Origin of the sequence: Roseovarius sp., assembly GCF_027019125.1 — a bacterium.
Taxonomy (GTDB): Bacteria; Pseudomonadota; Alphaproteobacteria; order Rhodobacterales; family Rhodobacteraceae; genus Roseovarius.
The window spans coordinates 198,564-222,862 of sequence record NZ_JALUXE010000002.1 but is presented as its reverse complement, the minus strand read 5'-3'; the positions used below and the strand labels follow the sequence as shown (position 1 = coordinate 222,862).

The 24,299-nt window shown below is 62.8% G+C and carries 20 protein-coding genes and 1 tRNA gene; 16 read left to right on the top strand and 5 right to left on the bottom strand.

Translation table 11 applies throughout. From position 1 onward, the window contains the following. Nucleotides 1-97 precede the first annotated feature (97 nt). From MVC20_RS01275 to MVC20_RS01250, 6 genes are all read left to right on the top strand, one after another. Nucleotides 98-910, top strand: a complete 813-nt coding sequence (locus MVC20_RS01275; RefSeq protein ID WP_297537691.1) for a sulfurtransferase/chromate resistance protein — start codon at nt 98-100, stop codon at nt 908-910. A 3-nt stretch (nt 911-913) separates the two neighbouring features. Continuing rightward, nucleotides 914-2,164, top strand: a complete 1,251-nt coding sequence (gene chrA / locus MVC20_RS01270) for a chromate efflux transporter (RefSeq protein WP_297537689.1) — start codon at nt 914-916, stop codon at nt 2,162-2,164. Between the two features lie 74 nt (nt 2,165-2,238). After that, complete coding sequence (locus tag MVC20_RS01265) at nt 2,239-2,694, top strand: ClpXP protease specificity-enhancing factor SspB (RefSeq protein ID WP_297537687.1); 456 nt, start codon at nt 2,239-2,241, stop codon at nt 2,692-2,694. Nucleotides 2,695-2,801: 107 nt separating this feature from the next. After that, nucleotides 2,802-4,193: a class II fumarate hydratase gene (gene fumC / locus MVC20_RS01260; RefSeq protein WP_297537685.1), complete on the top strand. Its 1,392-nt coding sequence runs from the start codon at nt 2,802-2,804 to the stop codon at nt 4,191-4,193. Further along, nucleotides 4,190-4,372, top strand: coding sequence for a DUF4169 family protein (locus MVC20_RS01255; protein ID WP_297537683.1), 183 nt, complete (start codon nt 4,190-4,192; stop codon nt 4,370-4,372). Before fumC ends, MVC20_RS01255 begins: the two co-directional genes overlap by 4 nt. Nucleotides 4,373-4,454: 82 nt before the next feature. Next, nucleotides 4,455-4,691: a ribbon-helix-helix domain-containing protein gene (locus MVC20_RS01250; protein ID WP_297537681.1), complete on the top strand. Its 237-nt coding sequence runs from the start codon at nt 4,455-4,457 to the stop codon at nt 4,689-4,691. Between the two features lie 44 nt (nt 4,692-4,735). Here the strand turns inward: MVC20_RS01250 and MVC20_RS01245 are convergent, their stop codons facing one another. Further along, entirely contained in the window at nt 4,736-6,571 is a 1,836-nt protein-coding gene (locus tag MVC20_RS01245) for a BCCT family transporter (RefSeq protein ID WP_297537679.1), read from the bottom strand. Between the two features lie 505 nt (nt 6,572-7,076). Here MVC20_RS01245 and MVC20_RS01240 point away from each other — a divergent pair. The 9 genes from MVC20_RS01240 to MVC20_RS01200 all read left to right on the top strand — a co-directional run bounded on the left by MVC20_RS01240 (nt 7,077) and on the right by MVC20_RS01200 (nt 18,630). Next, on the top strand, nt 7,077-8,786 hold the full coding sequence (locus MVC20_RS01240; protein WP_297537677.1) for a BCCT family transporter: 1,710 nt from the start codon (nt 7,077-7,079) through the stop codon (nt 8,784-8,786). Nucleotides 8,787-8,879: 93 nt separating this feature from the next. Continuing rightward, nucleotides 8,880-10,100, top strand: coding sequence for an aminotransferase class V-fold PLP-dependent enzyme (locus tag MVC20_RS01235; protein ID WP_297537675.1), 1,221 nt, complete (start codon nt 8,880-8,882; stop codon nt 10,098-10,100). A 48-nt stretch (nt 10,101-10,148) separates the two neighbouring features. Next, nucleotides 10,149-11,570, top strand: a complete 1,422-nt coding sequence (locus MVC20_RS01230; protein WP_297537673.1) for a deoxyribodipyrimidine photo-lyase — start codon at nt 10,149-10,151, stop codon at nt 11,568-11,570. Between the two features lie 66 nt (nt 11,571-11,636). After that, entirely contained in the window at nt 11,637-12,845 is a 1,209-nt protein-coding gene (locus MVC20_RS01225; RefSeq protein WP_297537671.1) for a cyclopropane-fatty-acyl-phospholipid synthase family protein, read from the top strand. Continuing rightward, a complete protein-coding gene (locus tag MVC20_RS01220; protein WP_297537669.1) occupies nt 12,846-13,304 on the top strand; it encodes a TrgA family protein in 459 nt (152 codons plus the stop codon). It abuts the gene before it with no gap. Next, nucleotides 13,280-14,401, top strand: a complete 1,122-nt coding sequence (locus MVC20_RS01215) for an NUDIX domain-containing protein (RefSeq protein ID WP_297537667.1) — start codon at nt 13,280-13,282, stop codon at nt 14,399-14,401. Before MVC20_RS01220 ends, MVC20_RS01215 begins: the two co-directional genes overlap by 25 nt. 58 nt (nt 14,402-14,459) lie before the next feature. Continuing rightward, complete coding sequence (locus MVC20_RS01210; protein ID WP_297537665.1) at nt 14,460-15,491, top strand: cysteine synthase A; 1,032 nt, start codon at nt 14,460-14,462, stop codon at nt 15,489-15,491. A 5-nt stretch (nt 15,492-15,496) separates the two neighbouring features. After that, on the top strand, nt 15,497-17,914 hold the full coding sequence (locus MVC20_RS01205) for a DUF3772 domain-containing protein (RefSeq protein WP_297537663.1): 2,418 nt from the start codon (nt 15,497-15,499) through the stop codon (nt 17,912-17,914). Continuing rightward, the gene (locus tag MVC20_RS01200) at nt 17,911-18,630 is read left to right on the top strand and encodes an alanyl-tRNA editing protein (RefSeq protein WP_297537661.1); all 720 of its coding nucleotides are present in this window, start codon (nt 17,911-17,913) and stop codon (nt 18,628-18,630) included. The genes MVC20_RS01205 and MVC20_RS01200 overlap by 4 nt, the downstream gene beginning before the upstream one ends. Nucleotides 18,631-18,636: 6 nt before the next feature. Here the strand turns inward: MVC20_RS01200 and MVC20_RS01195 are convergent, their stop codons facing one another. The 4 genes from MVC20_RS01195 to MVC20_RS01180 all read right to left on the bottom strand — a co-directional run bounded on the left by MVC20_RS01195 (nt 18,637) and on the right by MVC20_RS01180 (nt 23,612). Next, nucleotides 18,637-19,317 carry an amino acid racemase gene (locus tag MVC20_RS01195; RefSeq protein WP_297537659.1) on the bottom strand — a complete coding sequence of 227 codons (681 nt, stop codon included), beginning with the start codon at nt 19,315-19,317 and terminating at the stop codon, nt 18,637-18,639. A 9-nt stretch (nt 19,318-19,326) separates the two neighbouring features. After that, nucleotides 19,327-20,622 carry a histidinol dehydrogenase gene (hisD, locus tag MVC20_RS01190; RefSeq protein WP_297537657.1) on the bottom strand — a complete coding sequence of 432 codons (1,296 nt, stop codon included), beginning with the start codon at nt 20,620-20,622 and terminating at the stop codon, nt 19,327-19,329. Between the two features lie 126 nt (nt 20,623-20,748). Continuing rightward, nucleotides 20,749-21,804 (bottom strand): AI-2E family transporter, encoded by a 1,056-nt coding sequence (locus tag MVC20_RS01185; protein ID WP_363320676.1) that lies wholly within the window; start codon nt 21,802-21,804, stop codon nt 20,749-20,751. A gap of 197 nt (nt 21,805-22,001) precedes the next feature. After that, nucleotides 22,002-23,612, bottom strand: a complete 1,611-nt coding sequence (locus tag MVC20_RS01180) for a GMC family oxidoreductase N-terminal domain-containing protein (RefSeq protein ID WP_297537653.1) — start codon at nt 23,610-23,612, stop codon at nt 22,002-22,004. Nucleotides 23,613-23,812: 200 nt separating this feature from the next. Here MVC20_RS01180 and MVC20_RS01175 point away from each other — a divergent pair. Next, a tRNA-Ser gene (locus tag MVC20_RS01175) sits at nt 23,813-23,902 on the top strand. Nucleotides 23,903-24,299 lie beyond the last annotated feature (397 nt).

Here is a 24,299-nt window from a genome sequence, read left to right as displayed (position 1 = left end):
CGCCCCTTGCGTGCAAAAAGCGGCATGGGGCTTCACGCGACTGCCCCGTGAGGCCAAGGCCCAAAGTCGCATCCACTGAAATGCCAGAGGATGTGCCATGCCTGCCACCACTGAAATCACCGTATCGCAGCTTAATCGGCTGATCGGCACGCCCGATTGTCCGGTCATCGTCGATATTCGTCTACCAGAGGATTTTGAGACAGATCCGTCTGTCATTCCCGGATCTATCCGTCATTCCCACAGCGATATCAGGGGGTTGATCGTGCATCTTGAGGGGCGCCGCGCGGTCATCGTCTGTCACAAGGGGCTGAAACTCAGTCAGGGGATGGTGGCCTTGCTCGCGTGCGAGGGGGGAAAGGCCGAGTATCTTCAGGGCGGAATCCAAGCGTGGCGCGCGGCTGAGGAGACGCTCTGCGTGCCCGTTGCAGCGGTGCCTGCGCCGGTTGAGGGGGCAACCCTCTGGGTCACGCGCCACAGGCCCAAGGTGGACCGGATCGCCTGTCCTTGGCTGATCCGGCGGTTTATCGATCCGTCCGCGCGGTTTCTTTTTGTCTCGCCCTCCGAAGTCTTGGGCGTGGCCGAGCGTTTTGGGGCGACGCCCTTTGACATCGAGGGCGTTTATTTCAGTCACCGTGGCGAGACCTGCACATTCGACACGATGCTTGAGAGCTTTGGTTTGAGTTCGCCCGCTTTGCAGCGGCTGGCGGCTGTCGTGCGCGGGGCGGATACCAACAGACATGATCTGCATCCGGTTGCGGCAGGGTTGCTGGCGATTTCGGTGGGGCTGTCGCGGCAATATCGCGATGATCTTGGTCAGTTGGACGCTGGCATGACGCTTTATGATGCTCTTTATCGCTGGGCGCGTGACGGATTTGACGAGGGCCATGACTGGCCAGCCGCGCGGGGGTGAGAGATGACGGATGTATCCACAAGCCAGCTTTTCCGCAGCTTTACCCGTATCGGCCTCCTGAGCTTTGGCGGGCCTGCGGCGCAAATCTCGATGATGCATGACGAACTGGTCGTACGGCGCGGCTGGCTGAGCGAGCAGCAATTCCTCGGTGCGCTGTCGTTTTGCATGCTCTTGCCGGGGCCAGAGGCGATGCAGCTTTGCACCTATGCGGGTTGGCGGCTGCGCGGGGTGCTGGGCGGGCTGATCGCGGGGCTGCTTTTCGTGCTGCCGGGCGCGGCGGTGATCCTGGCGCTTGGCCTTGGATATGCGACCTATGGCGATTTGCCCATGGTTCAGGCGGTCTTTCTGGGCGTCAAGGCGGCGGTGGTGGTGATCGTGTTGCAGGCGCTTTTGAAACTTGCGCAGCGCGCGCTCAAGGGGCGGGCATCCTGGGTCTTGGCGGGCTTGGGCTTTGTCGCGATGTTTTTCCTCTCTGTGCCCTTTCCGCTCATCATCGCGGCGGCGGGAGTTTGGGGAGCGTGGAGCACACGGGGGGCGATTGCGGTGCCCGCGCCTGCCGATGGTGTGGTGTCATTCCGCCAGACGGTCCGAACGGCGCTGATATGGGGCGCGCTCTGGGCGGCTCCGGTGCTGTTGGCCTGGGGCATGGGGGCCGAGTTTCTGACGGATCTGGCGCTTTTCTTCAGCAAGCTGGCGGTCGTGACCTTTGGCGGCGCCTATGCCGTGCTGGCCTATATGACCGACACGGTGGTGGCGACAAAGGGGTGGCTGACCACCGCCGAGATGATCGACGCGCTCGGACTGGCCGAGACCACGCCGGGGCCGCTGATCCTTGTGACAGAATTTGTGGGCCTCTTGGCGGGCTATGCGCAGGGAGGGGCAGGCACGGCGGTGCTGGCGGCCTGTCTCACGCTCTGGGTTACGTTCATTCCCTGCTTTTTGTGGATCTTCACCGGCGCGCCTTATATCGCGCATATCCTCGCGCGGCCCCGTCTCAAGGGGGCGCTCGCAGGAATTTCAGCGGCGGTGGTGGGGGTCATCCTGAACCTTTCGGTGTGGTTCGCACTGCATGTGCTCTTTGGACAGGTGACGAATGGTGCGCTTGGACCGCGCCCCGAGATCAGCAGCTTTTCGCCGCGCGATGCCGCCTACATCGTGGTGGCGGGCGTGATGTTGCTCGGTCTGCGGCTGTCCATGGTGCCGGTTCTGGCGCTTATGGCGGCGCTGGCGGGGCTGGTTCATGTTTTGACCTGAGGGGCGCATTGCAGGTCTTTTGTTTTGCTTCGAATCCCCTATGCTGGCGTGCAGCAATTCCCCAAGGGTCAACCATGTCTCGTTCAATCGACTACGGCAATCTCATGCATCGTGCCATGCGCGGCCTCATTCAGGAGGTGCTGAGCAAGGTGCAGGCCGAGGGGCTGCCGGGGGCACACCATTTTTTCATCACCTTCGACACCAAACACCCCGAGGCCAAGCTCGCGGATTGGTTGAAGCAGCGTTATCCGTCCGAAATGACGGTGGTGATGCAGCACTGGTATGATGACCTCAAGGTCACGAATGACGGTTTTGCCGTGACGCTGAATTTCGGCGATGCGCCAGAGCGGCTTTATGTGCCCTATGATTCGATCCAGACTTTTGTCGATCCGTCGGTGGAATTCGGCCTGCGGTTCGAGACGCAGGAAGTGGACGAGGATATCGACGATCTGGACGATACCGATCCCCCCGATGACGATCCCAGCCCCGGCAAGGCCGAGGTGGTTCGGTTGGATAGTTTTCGCAAGTAACAGGCGCTTTGTCGCGGCCTGAGGGCTTTGTATTCCGTCGTATACAGCATTGATCTTTTGGCAAACTGCGGTATGAACGGGGCAAACCCGTCACGAAAGGCTTTGCCATGACCGCCACCCGCACCGAAACCGATAGTTTTGGCCCCCTTGAGGTGCCCAACGACAAATACTGGGGCGCGCAAACGCAGCGCTCGATCATGAATTTTCCGATCGGCTGGGAGAAACAGCCGGTGGCCATCGTGCGCGCGCTTGGGGTCATCAAGCAAGCCTGCGCGCAGGCCAACAAGGCCAGTGGCAAACTCGAGGCGCGTCTGGCCGATGCTGTCATTCAGGCCGCACAAGAGGTGGTCGCGGGCAAGTTCGACGACAATTTCCCGCTGGTCGTCTGGCAGACGGGGTCGGGCACGCAATCCAACATGAACGCCAACGAGGTCATTGCCAACCGGGCGATCGAGATTCTGGGCGGCGTCATCGGTTCCAAGGACCCGGTGCATCCCAATGATCATGTGAACATGGGGCAATCCTCGAACGACACCTTCCCCACCGCCATGCATATCGCGTCCGCAATGACGGCGCGCGACGTGCTCTTGCCGGGGTTGGAGAAGCTCTTGGCGGGGCTCGAGGCCAAGTCGGAAGAGTTCAAGGACATCATCAAGATCGGTCGCACCCATACGCAGGATGCCACGCCGCTGACCTTGGGACAGGAGTTTTCGGGCTATGCGCATCAGATCCGGCAGGGGATCGTGCGGATCAAGCTGTGCCTGCCCGGCATCTATGAGCTGGCGCAGGGCGGCACCGCCGTGGGCACCGGCCTGAATACCGCGAAGGGCTGGGACACGACCGTGGCCGCGCAGATCGCCGAGATCACCGGCCTGCCGTTTGTCACTGCGCCCAACAAGTTCGAGGCGCTGGCGGCGCATGATGCGATGGTGTTCATGTCCGGCGCACTCGCGACTGTGGCGGGCTCTTGCTACAAGATCGCCAATGACATCCGCTTTCTTGGCTCGGGTCCGCGTTCGGGCCTCGGGGAATTGATCCTGCCCGAGAACGAGCCGGGATCGTCGATCATGCCCGGCAAGGTCAACCCGACGCAGGCCGAAGCCCTGACGCAGGTGGCGGCGCATGTCATGGGCAATGACGCCGCGATCAAGTTCGCAGGTTCCCAGGGACATTTCGAATTGAATGTCTACAACCCGATGATGGCCTACAACCTCTTGCAATCCATGCAGCTTTTGGGTGATGCGGCGGACAGTTTCACCGAACGGATGCTGAATGGCATCGAGGCGAACGGGCCGCGCATCGAAAAGCTGATGAAAGAAAGCCTGATGCTGGTTACGGCGCTTGCCCCCACCATCGGCTATGACAACGCCACCAAGGTCGCCAAGACCGCGCACAAGAACGGCACGACCCTGCGCGAAGAGGCGATTGCGCTTGGCTTTGTCGACGGCGAGACCTTTGATCGCGTGGTGCGCCCCGAAGACATGATCGGCCCGAAATGAGCGAGGGCCCGGTCAATCTGAACCGGGTGCGCAAGCAAAAGGCGCGGGCCGCGGACAAGGCCCGCGCGGATGAAAACGCCGCGCGCTTTGGCCGGACCAAGGCGCAAAAGGCGCTGGAGCGGGCGCAGGCCGACAAGGCACGCGCCGTGCTCGACCAGCATCGGCGGGATGAGGACTGAGCTTGGCTTCATCTGGCCCAAAATACCTCGGGGGCGTCCTCGATATCATCCAGGACGGGGGCGGCGCCCCCATATCTGACCAATGACGGGCGCGCGCCCTGTAAAGCGCTCGCTTACCCTGCGCGGTCATCGCACCAGCGTATCGCTTGAGGATGCCTTCTGGCAGGCGTTTCGAGAGATTGCCGATGAAAAATCAATGGCAATCAATGTCCTGGCGGCGGAAATTGATGCGGGACGCGGGGTCGAGACAGGATTGGCCACGGCAATCCGGTTGTATGTGCTTGCCCATTATCGGAACCGGATGCCGCAAAGAGAATGACGCCGCGCGATGGCGCGGCGTCATTTGCTTTTTCTTTAGGGTGGTCACTCGGCCGGTTGTTCGGCGATGATCCCATGCTTTTCGCGCAGATAGTCGCGGTAGAGCGCCTTGGTCAGGGCGACGACCATCAGCACCATCACCATGGCAAAGGGCAGCGCACCGATGATCATGGCGTTTTTCAGCGCCTCGAACGGATCGGCCGCAGCGCCGGAGTTGCCCGCGATGATCAGCGCGCCGATGACCAGGGTCAGGATAACACCCCAGATGACGCGGTGCTTGATCCCGGTTTCGGCCTGACCGCCCGACATGATCGTGTTCATCACAAGGATACCCGAGTCTGCCGAGGTCACGAGGAAGGTGAGGATCAGCACCACGCACATGATGGTCACAGCGGTAAGCAGGCCGCCGTCGATCATGAAGCCCAGGGTGACAAAGAGCTTGTTGGTGTTGGAGGCCCCGATGATGGCACCCTGCGCCACGCCGCTGAGCTCGAGGTCAATCGCCGTCGCGCCAAGGATGGTCATCCAGGCAAAGCACACAAGCGCCGGGGCGATCACGCAGCCAAGGATGAACTCGCGCACCGAGCGCCCCTTTGAGATGCGTGCGAGGAACAGGCCGACAAAGGGCGAGAACGCGATCCACCAGGCCCAGTAGAAGGTGGTCCAGCCCGCTTGCCAGCCAAACAGGCGGCCTTGGGCGCCCGCCTCGTATGCGGCAACTTTAGCCGTATCGGGCAGGTCTGCGGCAGCACCGCTCAGACCGCCGACAAAGCCGTCAAAGCTGCCCCATGCGTTCGTTGCGCCACCGTAGAGGTCGGCGGCCAGCGGGGCCGCTTCGGCGGGCAGGGCGGCGGCAAAGGCCTCGGAGGTGAGCGGCCCATAGGCGTTGAAGGACAGCGACGCAAAATGCAGGAGGTAATCTGCAAAGGCCGTTGCGTATTTGGTCATGGCAAAGGCAAAGGACCCGAACACGATGAAGACCAGCAACAGGACCACCGACAGCACGAGGTTGAGGTTGGAAAGATACTTGATGCCGCGTCCCACGCCCGAGACTGCCGACAGGATCGACAGGCCCATGATCGCCAGCAGAGCCGCAATAAGACCCGTCGTGGTGGGCTTGGGGGCTTCGCCTGCGGTGTTCATCAGCCATTCCATGCCGCTGACCGCATAGACGCCGTCCACGAATTGCGACACGCCAAAACCGATGGTCACAGAGACACCCAGAATGGTGGCCACGACGCCCAGAACATCCACGACATCGCCCAGAATGCCGTTGGCGGCACGCCCCAGAAGCGGGGTCAGAGCCGATCGGATGGTGAGCGGCATGTCACGGGTATAGGCGTAATAGGCAAGGCTCAGCCCGGTCACCACGTAGATCGCCCAAGCGTGAAAGCCATAATGCGCAAAGGTGTAGCGATAGGCAGGGGTGACGCCTTCGACGGTGTTGCCGATGACTGCCCCGGTCACGGTCTCGGGGTTCGAGCCCCAGAGGCCCAGCGGTTCCGCCGTTGCGAACACCATGAGGCCAACGCCAAGACCCGCGCCGAACATCATCGAGAACCAGGAGAAATTGGAAAACTCCGGTTTTTCGCCTGCGCGCCCCATGATGCGTTTGCCCGTTGCGGGCAAGAGCGCCACGATAAAGAGGAAAAAGGCGAACATGCCGGTGGCGAGAATGTAAAAGGTGTTGAACCCCTCCAGCAGCGACCAATTGAGGCTCGAGAGGGTGGCATTGGCATTCAGAGGCCAGACCAGCGCCCAGATAACCAAAATCGCCATCGAAGTTTTGGAGATCAGCGCAATGGGCAAACTGTAGCCCTCATAGAACCCCTGCGGGGCGGTTTTGATCTCGAGATCGGTAAAGGGTGGTTTTATACTCATCAGTGACGTCCCTGATCCATTTCGATTGAACGGGGGTCTTTTTGTGGCTCTGCAGTCGGCCCTTTGCCCCATCGTGGCAGTTTCCCATGATGAGGCCTGCCTATCGAGCGAGTATTCCGGCGCTCTGTGCGATAATTACGACCAGTGGAGCATCAGAAAGCGGCGATTTGGCCCTGAGGTTCAACCGGATTGATCCGCCACGCAACGAAACTGAAGTTCGGTTTGATTAAAATTCGCGCGGGCGAATCCTTGTTTACTTGTACTTTTACGACATTTGATAGGTCGCAAACGTGACGTCACCCCGCCATCAGGTTGCAGATTCTGGCGGTTTCTTGCTAAAAGGGTGGCGACGACCCGGGCCTTTGGGGCCCGGTGCGCCTGCGGACCATTGTCCGCCACTTTTGGCGCAAGACCTCGGAACGCCGCGACATGCCGCAACAAAGCGGTGTGTATCTCCTGCGATCAGGATCTGACAGGCGGCAGAAAAACAAGAAAAGGAGGCCATATGGCCGACGAGACAATCAACCAAGGCATCCCCGCGCCTGAAGGGCAATCGGATCTGATCGAGACCGGATACGAAATCGGACAGGATAATGTGCAGCCCCAGGTGGGGCCCTTTGGTCTGGACATTCATAACCCGGTGTTTTTCATCTCGGGCCTCAGCATCGTGATCTTCGTATTCTATGCACTGGCGCTGCCGGATCAGGCGGCGGCAGTGTTTGACTGGCTCTTTGCGGCGGTGACGAAAGGCTTTGACTGGTTTTTCCTGAGCGCCGCGAATGTCTTTGTGCTGTTCTGCCTCTTTCTGATTGTCAGCCCGTTTGGCCGGATTCGCCTTGGTGGGGATGAGGCCACGCCGGACTACAGCTATCTGGGCTGGTTCGCGATGCTGTTTGCGGCGGGCATGGGCATTGGTCTCATGTTCTTTGGCGTGTCCGAACCGATGAGCCATTTCTCGAGCGCTCTGGGCGGCACGGCGATGGAGGGCGGCGCGCGCAGCGACTGGGCACCGCTTGGGGCCGCGGGCGGTGATCCCGAGGCGGCATCGCGCCTTGGGATGGCCGCCACGATCTTTCACTGGGGGCTGCATCCCTGGGCGATCTATGCGGTGGTGGCACTGGCGCTGGCGCTCTTCAGCTATAACAAGGGACTGCCGCTCACGCTGCGCTCGGCCTTCTATCCGATCCTGGGCGAGCGCGTCTGGGGCTGGTGGGGCCATCTGATCGACACGCTGGCGGTCTTTGCCACGCTCTTTGGTCTGGCCACCTCGCTTGGGTTTGGCGCCGAGCAGGCGGCCTCGGGGCTGACGTTTCTCTATGGATCGGGGGATGCGGCCGAGGGCACGCGCGCCTTTCTGGGCATCGCCTATGGCAATACGGCCGAAAGCGGCGTCGAGAATTCCAGCCTGCTCCTGGTGCTGCTGATTTCCGGCATCACGGCGATTGCCCTCATTTCGGTGGTGCGTGGCCTTGATGGCGGGGTCAAGGTGCTGTCCGAGATCAACATGGGCTTGGCGGCGCTGCTGCTGCTGTTCGTGTTCTTCGTGGGCGGGCCGATTTTCCTGCTGACGTTCTTTTTCGACAGCCTTTGGGCCTATCTGCAAAACCTCGTGGCGCTGTCCAATCCCTTTGGGCGCGAAGATACGAATTTCATGCAGGGTTGGACCGCGTTTTACTGGGCGTGGTGGATCAGTTGGTCGCCCTTCGTGGGCATGTTCATCGCCCGTGTCAGCCGGGGGCGCACCGTGCGGGAATTCGTGATCTGCGTGCTGCTCATTCCGTCGCTGGTCTGCGTCCTGTGGATGAGCGTGTTTGGCGGCACCGCCCTCAATCAGGTGATTGCCGATGGCTATGAGGCGGCCAAAGCCGCGCCGCTGGAACTCAAACTGTTCCAGATGCTCGATCCCTTGCCCTTGGCGACGATCACCTCGACCATCGGGATCATTCTCGTGGTGGTGTTCTTTGTCACCTCGTCGGATTCAGGCTCGTTGGTGATCGACACGATCACGGCGGGGGGCAAGGTCGATGCGCCGGTGCCGCAGCGGGTGTTCTGGTGCATTTTCGAGGGGGCTGTGGCGATTGTGCTCTTGATCGGCGGTGGTTTGGCGTCCCTGCAGTCGGCGGTGATTTCCACCGGCTTGCCGTTCACGCTGGTGCTCTTGGTCATGTGCTGGGCAATCTTTCGCGGTCTGCAAAGCGAGCGCAAGGTCCTGTAACGCCCCAAGATCCTGGGAACTCTGCCCCCCGGCGCTTGCGTGCCGGGGGGCTTTGCTGTTTTGTGGTGGCAAAAAGGGACAATGGGGACAGTGATGACTCTCGACAGCGATTTCGTGCGCGCGCAATTTCCGGCCTTTGCCGAGCCAAGTCTTGCCGGGCAGGCCTTTTTCGAGAACGCGGGCGGCTCTTATACCTGCGGTCCGGTGATCGCGCGGCTCGAGCGATATTACCGTCAGCGCAAGGTGCAGCCCTATGCACCCTATGAGGCAAGCCGCCTCGCCGGCGCCGAGATGGACGAGGCGCGGGCGCGGCTGGCGGCGATGATGGGGGTGGCCACGGATGAGCTGAGCTTTGGCCCCTCGACCACGCAGAACACCTATGTTCTGGCGCAGGCGTTCCGGCAATGGATGGAGCCGGGCGATGCGATCATCGTCACCAATCAGGATCACGAGGCCAATTCCGGGCCGTGGCGGCGGTTGGCGGATGCGGGGTTCGAGGTGCGCGAGTGGAAGATCAATCCCGAGAGTGGCTTGCTCGACCCCACAGACCTCGAGAACCTGCTCGATGATCGGGTGCGGTTGGTGTGTTTTCCGCATTGTTCGAATGTGGTCGGCGCGATCAACCCGGTGGTCGAGATCACGGCGCTGGCCCATGCCGCGGGGGCCTTTGTCTGTGTCGATGGGGTCAGCTATGCGCCCCATGGATTGCCCGATGTGGGCGGAATGGGCCCGGATATCTACCTATTCTCGGCCTACAAGACCTACGGGCCGCATCAGGGGATCATGGTGATCCGGCGGGAATTGGGCAATCTCCTGCCCAATCAGGCGCATTATTTCAACGCGGACACGCTCTACAAACGCTTCACACCTGCTGGCCCGGATCACGCGCAGGTGGCAGCGGGCGCGGGCATGGCGGATTATATCGACGATCTTGCGGCGCATCACGGGATCACCGGCGATGCCGTGGCGCGGGCGACGGGGGTGCATGACCTGATGCGCGCGCATGAAACAGCCCTCTTGCAGCCTCTCTTGGATTTCCTCAAGGATCGCAACTCGGCGCGGTTGATCGGCCCGGTGGACGCTGCGCAAAAGGCCCCGACCGTGGCTGTGGCCCTCAACCGGCCGGGGGCCGCGGCGGCAGAGCAACTGGCGGCGCATGGGATCATGGCGGGAGGCGGCGATTTCTACGCCGTGCGACCCTTGAGTGCGATGGGCGTGGACCCCGAGCGCGGCGTGTTGCGTCTGAGTTTCGTGCATTACACGACCCGCGCCGAGCTGGACAAACTCTTGACTGCACTTGATGATATTCTTTGATCCGCCAGCGCCCTCGGCCCGTATTGCAGGAAAAGACCGGGGCAGGGGATGACCGAGAAATCACCGACATTATTGTGGCTCAGACGCGATTTGCGTCTGGCCGACCACCCGGCTCTCTGCGCGGCGCTTGCGCGCGGCGGGCCAGTCATACCTGTTTTCATCCATGATGAGAGCGTCGAGAGCCTCGGTGCCGCGCCGAAATGGCGGTTGGGTCTGTCGCTGGCGTCGCTGTCGCGGGATCTGGAGGACTTGGACAGTCGCCTGATCCTGCGGCGGGGTGAGGCGCTGGAGGTGTTGCGCGCGCTGGTGGATGAAACCGGGGCAGGGGCTGTGCATTGGTCGCGCCTTTACGATCCGCAGGCGATTGACCGCGACAAGGCGGTGAAATCCGCGCTGCGCGAGGCAGGGGTGGACGCGCAGAGCCACGCCGGTCACGTGATGTTCGAGCCTTGGACAGTCGAGACCAAGAGCGGCGGATTCTACCGTGTCTATACCCCCATGTGGCGCGCGGTGAAGGATCGCGAGGTGCCAGAGCCTCTTTCGGCACCGTCGCGTATGCCAGCCCCCGAAACCTGGCCTGCCTCTGACACTTTGGAGGATTGGCAGATGGGCGCGGCCATGCGGCGCGGGGCCGAGGTGTGCTTGCCCCATCAGCGTGTGGGCGAAGCGGCGGCGATGTCGCGGTTGCATGAATTCACCGACGGGGCCATTGCGGACTATCAGGAAAAGCGGAACTTTCCGGCGGTGGATGCCACGTCGCAGCTGTCGGAGAACCTGACCTACGGGGAAATCTCGCCGCGCCAATGCTGGCATGCGGGGCAGCGGGCGTTGCATGAGGGGGCAAAGGGCGCCGAGACATGGCTCAAGGAACTGGTCTGGCGCGAGTTTGCCTATCATTTGATGTATCACACGCCACGTATCCTGAGCGATAACTGGCGCGAGGAATGGGATGCCTTTCCGTGGTCCACGGATGCGGATCACCCAGAGGTCGTGGCGTGGAAGCAGGGCCGCACGGGCGAGCCCTTCGTGGATGCTGCCATGCGCGAGATGTATGTGACGGGCAAGATGCACAACCGCGCGCGCATGATCGTGGCATCCTACCTCACCAAGCATGTCATGACCCATTGGAAAATCGGTCTGGACTGGTTTGCGGATTGCCTCACGGATTGGGACCCGGCCTCGAACGCGATGGGCTGGCAGTGGGCGGCGGGCTGTGGCCCGGATGCGGCCCCCTATTTCCGGGTGTTCAATCCCGAGACACAACTGGACAAGTTTGACCCCGACGGGGCCTATACCCGGCGCTGGATCGCCGAGGGCCAGCGCAACGCGCCTGCATCTGCCCTGTCCTATTTTGATGCCGTGCCGCGCCGATGGGCGCTTGACCCGGCTAAGACCTATCCCAAGCGGATCGTTGATCTGTCTCAGGGGCGGCAGCGCGCGCTTGATGCCTATGAAGCGCGGGAGTTTTGACCCATGTCGAGTGTGACGACGAATTTGGCGCCAGAGGCACCACAGAAGGAAAGAGGGACCGAGCGCATGATCCTGACCGATACGACCGGCCAGACGGGCCTGCCCCGGTATTTTGCCCGTTGCTTTGGGGTGGCCCGCAACATCGACGCGGGACGGCTCGACATCCGCCTTCCCGATGGCCGCGTGTTTCGGGCAGAGGGCAAGCGCCCCGGCCCGGTGGCGGTGCTGGACATCCACGACACAGAGGTCTTTGCCCGGCTGGTGCGCGAGGGCTATCTGGGCTTTTGCGAGGCCTATCTCGATGGGGATTGGTCAACGCCCGATCTGCAGGCCTTCATGGATCTGCTCAACGATGACAACGACGGGATCTATAACGGCTATCCCGGTCAGCGCGTGGCGCAGATCTACGAGCGCATCCGCTTTTGGTTCAAGCGCAATTCCAAGACACAGGCGCGGCGCAACATCAGCTATCATTATGACCTCGGGAATGAGTTCTACAGCCTCTGGCTGGATGAAACGATGACCTATTCGAGCGCCATCTTTCAGCCCGGCCAGAACAGTCTCGAACAGGCGCAGATCGCCAAATACGCCAGCATGGTCGATCAGATGGGGGTGAAACCCGGCGATCATGTGCTGGAAATCGGCTGTGGCTGGGGGGGCTTTGCCGAGTATGCCGCCAAGGAACGCGGCCTGCGCGTGACCGGCCTGACGATCAGCGCGGAGCAGTTGAAATATGCGCAGGACCGGATGGCGCGGGCCGGGCTCTCGGACCGTGTCACGCTCAAATTGCAGGATTATCGCGACGAGCGCGGCACCTATGACGGCATTGCCAGCATCGAGATGTTCGAGGCGGTGGGCGAACGCTATTGGCCGGTGTTTTTCAACTCCCTGCGCGAGCGGCTCAATCCCGGCGCTCTGGCCACGCTCCAGATCATAACGGTCGAGGACCAGCGGTGGGAAAGCTATCGCACCGATGTGGACTTCATCCAGAAATACATTTTTCCCGGAGGTATGTTGCCCAGCCCGACCGCGCTGCGCACCGAGATCGAACGGGCAGGGCTGAGCGTTGCGCGGTCCATCGAGTTTGGCGAAAGCTATAGCCAGACCCTGCGCCGCTGGCATCAGACCTTCAACGAGAAATGGGGTGAAATCGCCGAGATGGGCTTTGACGAGCGGTTTCGCCGGATGTGGAATTTCTACCTGACCTCTTGCGCGGGGGCCTTCAAAGGGGGTAGTTGCGATGTGACACAGATCACCATCGCAAGGCCCGGATAGATGCCCGTTACAGATCACATGCCCACCGCCGCGCGGCTGGTCGCGGCGATCGGACTTGGTGCCTTGGGGTGGTTCGGATCAGAGCTCTTTCGCCCGCTCATGCCCGAGGACACCAATTTTGGCTGGTTCAATGAGGTCAATGTGGCCCTTGGCGCGATCTGCGGTTGGCGGGTGACGGGCCGGCGGCTGGGGTATGGCTATGCCGAAGGCTTCAGTGCGGGATTGACCGGCGTCGGTGCCTTGGTCTTTTGGGCGATCTTTCTCCAGAGCCTCAACGAGATGCTCAAGCGCGCGCTCGAGAACCGTTATGACGGGGTGATCGAGGGGCTGACCTCGATGTTCGAACTGATGGTAGATTACGGGCTGACGATGCTCAACGGGCCGCTGATCGGCACGTTGGTGACGGGTGGGATCGTGGTGGGTGTCGTCTCGGAATGGGTCTCGCACCGGTGGTCGTGACACCGCTGTTTCTTTACGGTCCCCTGGCTGAAATTCATTTCCTGCAAGGTATTTTCCCGGGGTTTGATGCGCCCGAGGCGCGGGCGGAGGGCTGGCAGATCACTTGTGAGGATACGCCCTTGCCCTTGGCGGGGCTGATCCCCGGGGCCGAGAGCGTCAAAGGGTATCTCGTGGATCATCCTGAGACCATGGCGGACTTGATCTTTGTCCTCAGCGCTCTTGGCCTCGGTCCGGCAAAGCCGCTCAGCGTCGAGTGCCGGGGCGAAACCTTTGCGGCTCAGGTGTTTCCCGGCCAGCCGGGTCCGCTTGTATGGGATGCCACGGCGTTGCGCGGGCGCGGTGCGTTGATCCTGCAGGACGCCATCATGGAAATCCTGAACCTCAAGGGGCGCGTCGCGCCAGGGGATTTCGCCCACCGTCGGGCCATGATCCTGTCACGCGCCGGGGCGCGGGTGGCCGCCGCGCAGCCCGCCCCGGTTGCGGTACGCAGCGCCACCCATGCCGATCAGGTGACACAAGAGGCGAACGAGATCACCCACGCGGGATTCTTTGTCAGCCGCAAGTACACGCTTCGGCATCCGCGCTTTGACGGCACGCAGAGCGATCGCCTTGAGCGCGAGGTGTTTGTCGCGACCGACGCATCTCTCGTGCTGCCCTATGATCCGGTGCGCGACCGGGTGCTCCTGGTGGAACAGTTCCGCATGGGGCCCTTTGGGCGCGGTGATCCGCACCCCTGGATGCTGGAGCCGGTGGCAGGGCGGATTGACGGGGGCGAGAGCCCGGAAGAGGCCGCGCATCGTGAATGTCTGGAAGAGGCGGGTCTGACGCTGCGCGGGTTGGAAGAGATTTCCAGGCATTATTGCACGCCGGGCTATTCGACCGAGTTCTTTCATCTCTTTCTGGGGATTTGCGACCTGCCCGATCTGGAACAGGGGCGTGGCGGTCTGGCCACCGAGCATGAGGATATTCGCACCCATGTGATTGATTTCCCGCAGGCAATGGCGCTGGTCCAGAGTGGCGAGGCCAATAATGGGCCGCTGATCCTCTGCCTTCTGTGGCTTGAGCGTGAACGCGCAAGGCTGCGCGCATCCGCTTGAGTTCCCGTTCTCAAGCGCCTAAACCGAAAAGAACACGCTGACCACAGGAGCATGAAAGATGCGCATCGCACAGGATCTGGCCGCCGCTGTCGGGAATACACCGCTCATTCGTTTGCGCCGCGCCAGTGAGGAAACGGGATGCGACATCCTTGGCAAATGCGAGTTTCTCAATCCCGGTCAATCGGTCAAGGACCGCGCCGCCCTCTATATCATCCGTGACGCGATTGCGCGCGGTGATCTGAAACCCGGCGGCACGATTGTCGAGGGCACGGCAGGCAATACCGGGATCGGTCTGGCGCTGGTCGGGGCCTCGCTTGGCTTCAAGACGGTGATCGTGATCCCCGAAACGCAGAGTCAGGAAAAGAAGGATATGCTGCGTCTGGCCGGGGCCGATCTGGTGCAGGTTCCAGCGGCACCTTATTCGAATCCGAACAATTTCGTGCGCTATTCCGAAAGATTGGCGGCAGAACTTGCGAAAACGGAACCTAACGGGGTGATCTGGGCCAATCAGTTCGACAATGTCGCGAACCGTCAGGCCCATATCGAGACAACCGGCCCCGAGATATGGGAGCAGACCGGCGGCAAGGTGGACGGCTTTATCTGCGCGGTGGGCTCTGGTGGCACGCTGGCCGGGGTCGGCATGGCGCTGCAACCCAAGGGCGTCAAGGTGGGCATTGCCGATCCGATGGGGGCCAAGCTGTATTCCTGGTACACCAAAGGCGAGCTGGAAAGCGAAGGCTCCTCCATTGCCGAGGGGATCGGGCAGGTGCGCATCACCGCCAATCTTGACGGATTCACGCCAGATTTCGCCTGTCAGGTGCCCGACGCCGAGGCGCTGCCGATTGTATTCGACCTCTTGCAGCACGAAGGGCTGTGCATGGGGGCCTCGACCGGGGTCAATGTCGCCGGGGCCATTCGGATGGCGCGCGAAATGGGGCCGGGGCATACCATCGTGACGATCCTGTGCGATTACGGCACGCGCTATCAGTCCAAGCTGTTCAATCCGGAATTCCTGCGCGCCAACAACCTGCCGACGCCGGAATGGCTGGATCAGGCACCGCGTTCGATCCCCGGAGTTTTTTCGGGGTGACGGCGATGCTACGGCGGCTGTGCGTCATCCTTTGCCTCGCGCTTGGAGTGGCGGCGGCCCTGCCTGCCATGGCCCCCGCGCAGGGGCAGCACACGCCCGACGCGGTGGATTACGTCACATGGGAAGAGCTTGCGGCCGAGGCGGATGATCTGATCGCCAATGGCGACGCGACGACCTCGGACCTCGAGAACATGCGCGCCCAGATCAACGGGTGGCGGCAACAGTTCCTCGAGATGCAGACGCTCAACTCCTCGGCGATCCGAACCGTCCGCGACCAGATCGCGGCCTTGGGTCCGGTGCCCGAGACAGGGGAAGAGGCCGAGGATGTCGCGTCACAGCGTGCCGAGCTCAACCGCCGTCTGACCCGGCTGGAGGCGCCGGTCAAGCTGGCGGATCTGGCGCGCAGCCGCGCCGACGGGCTGATTGCAAGCATCGACACGGCCATTCGGGACCGCCAGACGCAGGCGCTGTTGCGGCTTGGACCTTCGCCGGTCAACCCGCTGCATTGGCCCGAGGCGGTCAAGGCGCTCTACCGTGCGGTGGACACGGTTCGGGCAGAGACAGCGACCAACTGGCAGAGCAGTTTTCGCCGCACGCGGTTTCACAGCAACCTGCCGGGGGTGATCGTTCTCGGCCTGCTCGGCATCCTGCTGATTGCGCGGGGACGGGTCTGGACCACGCGTCTGGCGACGCGGGTCTTGGGAGAAACCCCGACGGCTGGCCGCCGCTTGGCCGCCTTCGCCCTCTCTCTGGGGGAATGGCTGCTGCCTTATCTGGGCGTTATCGCCATTGTCGTAGGGGCGGTGATTGCGGGTCTCTTGGGGGCCAAGGGCACGCTTGTGGTCGACTCGCTGCCCGCTGCGGCTTTTATCCTGCTCTTGGCGCGATGGCTGACCTTGCGGGTCTTTCCGCGCGACGAGCGGCAATTGCCCTTGCTCACGCTCAGCGCGTCAGAGCGCGCGACCGGGCGGCTCTGCGGGGGCTCTCTGGGTCTTGTGGTGGCGGGTTTTGCCTATGTGCAGGATCTGGCCGATGGCTTTGACTGGTCCGAAGAAGCCCGCAACGTCATGATCTTTCCGCTCATGGTGCTGGCCTCGCTGCTCTTGCTGCGTCTGGCACGGCTCTTGATGCGCCACAGCAAGGCGGCCGAAAACGAGCCGGAGACCGAACAGACCTTCCGCAGCAAGCTGGTGCGTATCCTTGCGCGCGCGCTTTGGGCCTTGGCGATCCTTGCGCCGCTCTTGTCTGCGGTCGGCTATATGTCCGCCGCCGAGGCCATGATGCTGCCGGCGCTTCTGTCGCTGATGATGATCGCGGCGCTTTTGTTGATCCAGCGGGTGTTGTCCGAAGTCTATATCATGCTGCGGGGCAACGCGCAGAGCATCGACGACTCGCTCTTTCCGGTGCTCTTGGGCTTTTTCCTTGTTCTGGCCTCGATACCGATTTTCGCGCTCATCTGGGGCGCACGGCCTGCGCAACTGCAAGAGGCGTGGCTGAGCTTCACCCAAGGGATCAGTCTTGGCGGCATCACGCTGTCACCGACCGGGTTCTTGATCCTTGCGGGGGTTTTCACCCTTGGCTACCTGCTGACCCGGCTCATTCAGGGCGCGCTCAAGAATTCGATCCTCCCCAAGACCAAGCTCGATATGGGCGGGCGCAATGCCATCGTGTCGGGTGTGGGCTATGTGGGTATCTTCCTCGCGGCGCTGGTATCTATCACGGCGGCGGGGATTGATCTCAGTTCGCTGGCGATTGTTGCGGGTGCCCTGTCCGTTGGCATCGGTTTTGGTCTTCAAAACATCGTGTCCAACTTTGTCTCGGGCATCATCCTCTTGATCGAGCGGCCCATTTCCGAAGGCGACTGGATCGAGGTAGGCGGGCAGCACGGCTATGTACGCTCGATCTCTGTCCGCTCGACCCGGATCGAGACCTTTGACCGCACCGATGTGATCGTGCCCAATGCCGATTTCGTCAGCGGCACAGTGACGAACTACACCCGCGGCAATACCGTGGGTCGGGTGATCGTGCCGGTGGGCGTGGCCTATGGCACCGATACGCGCCGGGTCGAGACAATCCTGCGCGAGGTGGCCGAGGCACATCCGATGGTGTTGATGCAGCCGCCGCCGAACATCCTGTTTCAGAATTTTGGGGCGAGTTCGCTGGATTTCGAAATCCGGGCGATCCTGCGCGATGTCAACTGGGTGGCCAGCGTGAAATCCGACATGAACCACGAGATTGCACGCCGCTTTGCCGAAGAGGGAATAGAGATTCCCTTCCCGCAACAGGATGTATGGTTCCGTAATGCGCCCTCTGGCGCGCCGGAGCCGAAAGAGCCTGCCGCGCAGATCACAAGTCAACGCCCCGCCGCCCTGACCGAGGGCGATGTCGACGGCGATGGTGGCGGCGAGGGTGACGGCCGATGAGCACTCCGCTTTTTCGGCAGGACGCCTACCAGACCGAGGCGTCCGGTATTGTCGTGGCGCATACGCCCGAGGGCGGGATCGTTCTGGACCAGACGCTCTTTTACCCTACGGGCGGCGGTCAGCCGGGTGATAGCGGGCGGCTCAGCTGGCAAGGGCACAGCCTGAGCATTGCCACGGCGGTCAAGGCCGAGGGCGCGCAGATCGCCCTTTTGATGGCCGAGCCGCTGCCGCTGCCGCCCATCGGCACGGCGGTGCGGCAGGCGATCGACTGGCCAAGGCGGCACCGTCTGATGCGGATGCACACGGCCTTGCATCTCCTGTCGGTGGTGATCCCGTTGCCGGTCTCGGGCGGCGCGATTGCCGAGACACGCAGCCGGCTCGATTTCGACATGCCCGAAGCGCCCGAGGATCGCGAAACGCTGGAGGAGTATCTCAATCAACTGGTGGATCGGGATTTGCCCGTGACCGAGGATTGGATCACCGATGACGAACTGCGCGCCAATCCGGGGCTGGTCAAGACCATGTCGGTGGCCCCGCCGATGGGCTCTGGCCGGGTGCGTCTGGTGCGCATCGGGCAGGGGCGGGATCAGGTCGATCTGCAGCCCTGCGGCGGCACCCATGTGGCGCGCACCGGGGAAATCGGGCGATTGCGGCTTGGAAAGTTCGAAAAGAAAGGTCGCCAGAACCGCCGGGTTTATCTGCATCTCGAAGACTGAGCGCGTTCAGCCCATGGCAAAATCGGTGATGGCCTGCGTCAGGCAATCGAGGCTGTCGGTATGGGGCGCGGCGGTCGGCAGGGCATCGGTCATCAAGGAGAGTTCCGTGCAGGCCACCAGCAGGTGATCGGCCCCCTGGGCCAGGAGCGCCTCGGCCTCTTGGGCAAGCCGTGGTTTGAGGGTTGCCAGCGCCTCGCCCGCCTTGACCGCGCGGATGATGGCGAGCAGGCCACTGTCATCGGGCAGGAATACGGGCGTCAGCCCATGCGCCGCAAAGGGCGCGGCAAAGACACCCGCCAGCCGCGTGGCAGGCGAGGCAAGCATTCCGATCCGGCGCGCCCCCTGGGCCGCGAGCGTTTGGGCCGTCAGCTCGAGCATGTTGAGAAAGGGCAGGGGCGTGGCATTGGCCACGGCAAGGGCGTAGTGATGCGCGGTGTTGCAGGGCATGGCCAGCGCCTGCGCGCCCGCCGCCTGCAGGTCACGCGCCATTCGGGCCAGAACCGGACCGGGGTCCTCGCCCGTGCCCTCGATCAGCGCCTTGATCCGGCTGGGCACCTGCGGGTTCTGATGCACGATCAGCGGGATGTGGTCGCTGTCATCGCGTGCGGGCACGGCGGCCAGCACCTTTTGCATCAAGAGCACGGTCGCTTCGGGGCCCATGCCCCCCAGAATGCCCACGGTTTTCATCTGGCGGTGTTATCCTGTCGAAATGGCCGCCTGAGCGATGGGCCCAAGGCGGATGTCTGCACTGCGGGCATGCCCCTCCATCCGTTCGGCCCGGCTGAGGCTGGCAGTGACGCGCGCGAGATCGGGCAGCGCGCAGGCGTCCACCTCTTGCCAGGTGACGGTTTTCAGGAACTTGTGCACCGATAGACCCCCGGTATAGCGCGCGGCCCCGGAGGTGGGCAAGACGTGGTTGGGACCTGCGGCCTTGTCGCCAAAGGCCACGGTGGTGTTCTCGCCGAGGAAAAGCGAACCATAGGCGCGCAGGCGTGCGCGCCACCACGGCAGGTCGCGCGCCTGCACATGCAGATGCTCGGGCGCCTTGGTATCGGCATACTGCGCCATCTCTTCCGCGCTGTCGCAGAGCACCACCTCGGCCAGATCGCGCCACGCGGCGGTGGCAGCAGAGCGGTTCGGCTCTGGCAGGCTGGCGATAAGGGCGGGGACACGGGCCATTACGGCCTCGGCCAGCGGGCGATGGGTGGTGGCAAGCCACACCGGGGAATTTGCGCCATGCTCCGCCTGTCCGACCAGATCGGCGGCGACGGTTTCGGCATCCGCCGTGTCATCGGCGAGAATGAGGCTGTCGGTGGGACCTGCGAACATATCTATGCCGATAGGGCCAAAAAGCTGGCGCTTGGCCTCGGCCACATAGGCATTGCCGGGACCGACCAGAATGTCTGCGGGCGGTGCGCCAAAGAGACCAAAGGCCATGGCCGCCACCCCCTGCACCCCGCCGATGGTCAGGATGCGCGTGGCCCCGGCCAGATCCATCGCATAGAGCATGGCATCGGGAATACCCTGATCGCCGCAGGGGGGCGAAACCGCGGTAATGTCCGCGACGCCCGCCTCGCGCGCCGTGGCGATGGTCATCAGCGCGGATGCGATATGGCTGTAGCGCCCACCGGGCACGTAACAGCCCGCAGCCCCAAGCGGAATCTGGCGTTGGCCCGCCCGCAGGCCGGGGCGCAATTCGATTTCCATATCCTGCGCCGTGGCGCGCTGTGCGGCGGCAAAGCGCGAGATATTGTCATGTGCCCATTGGATATCCGCCTTGAGCGTTTGCGGCACGCGGGACACGGCGGCGTCAATCTCGGCGCGGGTCACGGTGATGCCGCCCTGCCAGCCATCGAGTTGCCGCGCGTATTCCAGCGCCACCTGTGCGCCCCCCGTGCGCAGCCGCGCGAGCATGATCTGAACTGTATCGGCCACGTCATGCGCGGTCTGCGGTGGTTCTCCGGGGGCGATCTTGAGCGGGATGATGGGCATGGCGCGAACTCCTTTGCCCAAGGAATGGGGGGCGTTGCGGTCAACGGCAAGAGATTTGCCGGGCCAAGGCCCCGGTTTTTCCAGCGGCTTAATCCCGTTTTCGGAATTTCCGAAAAGGGCCGTGTGCTAGCCTCGTCTGCGTTTGGGCGCGTCGAGATCCTGATCGGTTTCGGGCAGCCCCTCGCGCGACAAAAGGACCGCGATGGCGCGAAACCCGGGCACATGGCTGCAGACGATCATCAGGGCCACCATGATCGGCACCGCCAGAAACATCCCCGGGATTCCCCAGACCGCCGCCCAGAACGCAAGGCTGATGATGATCCCAAAGGAGGACACCCGCAGCGCACGGCCCATCAGCATCGGGTCGATGATATTGCCGTTCACGAACTGGATGACCCCCACGATCAGGAATATGACCAGCGCCATCGTGCCATCGGCCAGTTGCACATAGGCCACCAGCGCCACCAGTACCGTCGCCACGATCGAGCCAATCGACGGGATGTAATTGAGCACGAAGGTCAGAATCCCCAGGGCTCCGGCCAGATCGAGGGCAAAGAACCGCGCCACGCCATAGACCATCAGGCCGGTCACGACACTGACCAAGGTCTTGACCAGCAGATAATAATTCACCCGGTGGATGATCGAACTGACGATCCGGCCCACGCGTTCGGCCTGCTTCACATCGCCAAACAGGCTTTCGAGTTTGGTCGTGAACCAGATCCGCTCGGCAAAGAGAAAGCCCACGAAGAGAATGACCAGCACCGTACCCTGCATGATGCCCCCCGCCTGACCTGCGAGGGTCCGCAGATAGCCTGCGACATCAAGGGTCGACACCGCGTTGAACACGGCCTTTTCAGCATCCGGGCCCAGCCAGGCCACCATCGCAGAGATCGCCTGCGGGGCGCGGTCGGTATAGGCGAGGGTGGTCGAGAGCACCGTGTTGATCTGCGACAGGATCACCGCCGAGAGGCTGAGCAACGCCGCCGAAATGAGCAAGAGCGCCACGATGCTGGCCAGCCAGTTGGGCACGCGCACCGGCCCGAGATGCACCCGTGCGATGGATGTGATCGCATCCGAGGTCAGGCTGAACAGAATGATCGCCGTGGCCAGCGAAATCAGCAGGAACCGCGCCTGCACCAGCAAAAAGAGCACCACCGCAAAGGCGATGATGATTTGCGCCACGGTGCGGATGCGCTGCAGTTCCGGCGTGCTCTGGCTGGTGGTGTGCGTGTCGTGGTCTGCTGGTGTCACCGTCTGGCCTGTCCTTGATGTGGCTTGGCGCAGTATCGGGAAATTCGCGGCGGGTGACAATCGAAGAACGCTGCCTTTCGGCTATAAAATCAGGTGTTTCCAGCACCTGCCCGGATTTGCGGCGGCCCTCAGACATTCCCCAGGATCAGATCGGCGGCGCGCCAGGCCAGCATCATCGTGGGCGCGTTGGTATTGCCCGAGGTGACATTGGGAAAGACCGAGGCATCGACCACCCGCAAGCCCGTGATCCCATGTACCCGAAGGTTTGGATCGACGACGGAGTGCGCCGGATCGCTGCCCATCCGGCAGGTTCCCACCGGATGAAACACCGTGCCGCAGCGTTTGCGGAAATCGTCGAGAATGGCGTCATCGTCCATCTCGCGCAGATCCTGATACATGGCGCCCTCGACAAGGGCGGTCAGCGCCGCCGTTGACATGATCCGCTGACAGAGCCGCCCCCCGGCCACCACCTGCGCGCGGTCCTCTGCGGTGGCCAGCGAATTGGGCTGAATGAGGGGGGGTGCCTCGGGGTTGGCGCTGCTGATGTCGATGCGTCCGCGGCTGGTGGGGCGTGAGGGCTGGAACGAGATGATAAAGCCCGGAAAAGGATCGGGCCGCACCACCGAGCGTGTGCCGGCGGGGGTGGTCGTATAGGTGACGGGATTGAAATAGAGCTGCTGGTCGGGATGGTTCCGGCCGGGCTCCGAGCGGAAATAGCCGCCGCATTGGTTGACCGAGAGCGACAGCGGGCCGCGCCGGGTAAGGGCAAAGCGCAAGGCGGCCCGCACCTTGCCCATGAACGGTGCAAGATCGTTGTTCAGCGTGGGTTCGGTGGCGCGAAAGTAATAGTTGATCCCCAGATGATCCTGAAGATTGCCGCCCACATGCACGCAGTCGCGCAGCGGCGTGATGCCATGCTGGCGGAGCAGCTCTGCCGGGCCGATGCCCGAGAGCTGCAACAGACGCGGCGAGGTGACGGCCCCGGCACTCAGGATGATTTCGCGTGCCGCGCGCGCCACATGCCGTTTCCCGCCCCGGCGGTAATGCACGGCCACCGCGCGGGTGCCGTCGAATTCGATACGGTCGACATGAGCGCCGGTCACCAGCGTCACATTGCTGCGTTTCAGCGCGGGTTTGAGGCAGGCGCGCGCCGATGAGTTGCGCAATCCGCCCGCGGTGTTGATGCGGTAAATGGTGCCGCCTTCGCCCCTTGGGTCATTGAGATCGTCGGTGCGGGGCAGACCCAGTTCATCGAGCGCGGCAAAGTAATGCCGGTTGACCGGGTGGATCTGGTCCGAGACATCCTGCACCGTGATCGGGCCGGTCCCGCGCCGCGTGCCATCCGGTGCCACCTGCGTTTCGAGCGCGTCATACGTGGCACGCACGGTTTCCCAGCCCCAGCCGGTCGCGCCTGCGGCCTCCCAATCGTCGAAATCATGGGGCAGGCCGCGCGCATAGACCATGGCGTTGATCGCGCCCGATCCCCCCACCGTCTTGCCACGTGGCCAGTAGCCGCGCCGCCCGTCGAGCGCGTCTTCCGGCTGTGCTTCGTATTTCCAGTTCAGACGCGCGTCAAAAAAGGTTTTGCCATAGCCCAGGGGCAGGGCGATCCACGGGCTGCGCCCACGCCCCCCCGCCTCGAGAATCAGGACCCGGTGGTGTCCATTCGCGCTCAACCGCTCTGCCAGAACCGAGCCCGCCGAGCCTGCGCCGACGATGATATAGTCGTGATCTGTCACGGTTAGCCTGCCTCTGCCCTTTGCTTGCGCGCCAGCGTTACAAATCGGTTCCGTGCCAGATTGCCGGAAAACGGCAGGGCTGACAGTTTTCCGACAGAACCTTGCGGCAGGCGCGTGTCACACGCTTTGTTCTTTTCCCCGGTTAATCTGCATTCTTCCCCTTGCAAAGCCCGCCCCCCTGCGGCTAGAACCCGCGCGATGGAGCGGTGGCCGAGTGGTCGAAGGCGCACGCCTGGAAAGTGTGTAGGCGGGGAACCGTCTCGAGGGTTCGAATCCCTCCCGCTCCGCCATATTCCCTGTTGCGCACACGGACATGCGCCCATCGTGGAGCGGAAATAGTCGTGTTTTCAAAGGGCTTTGCCTCCCTCATGCGAACCTCTGAGACTGCGCGCCAGGCCCGTTCCGGGCTCTGAACGTCGCTCCATCTCTGTTCGGGCGAACCTCGCCGTTTTCGGTTCGGTCGGATTTTCTCTATTCTTTTCAGTGCCCTGAGTTTCAATCCGGCCAAAACTTCGCCCCTTGTTTCCATCGCCTTCGAGGGGAACAGAGCCACAACACGCGAGAGGCGCAGTCGCTGGGCGCGCTGGCCGAATGGCGCGTAGCGGTGGCGGTGTCCTCCCCTGGCGAGCACCGGAAAACCCCGACGACAAAAGGACTTGAACTCGTTAGCGTTACACGGCGCGGGGC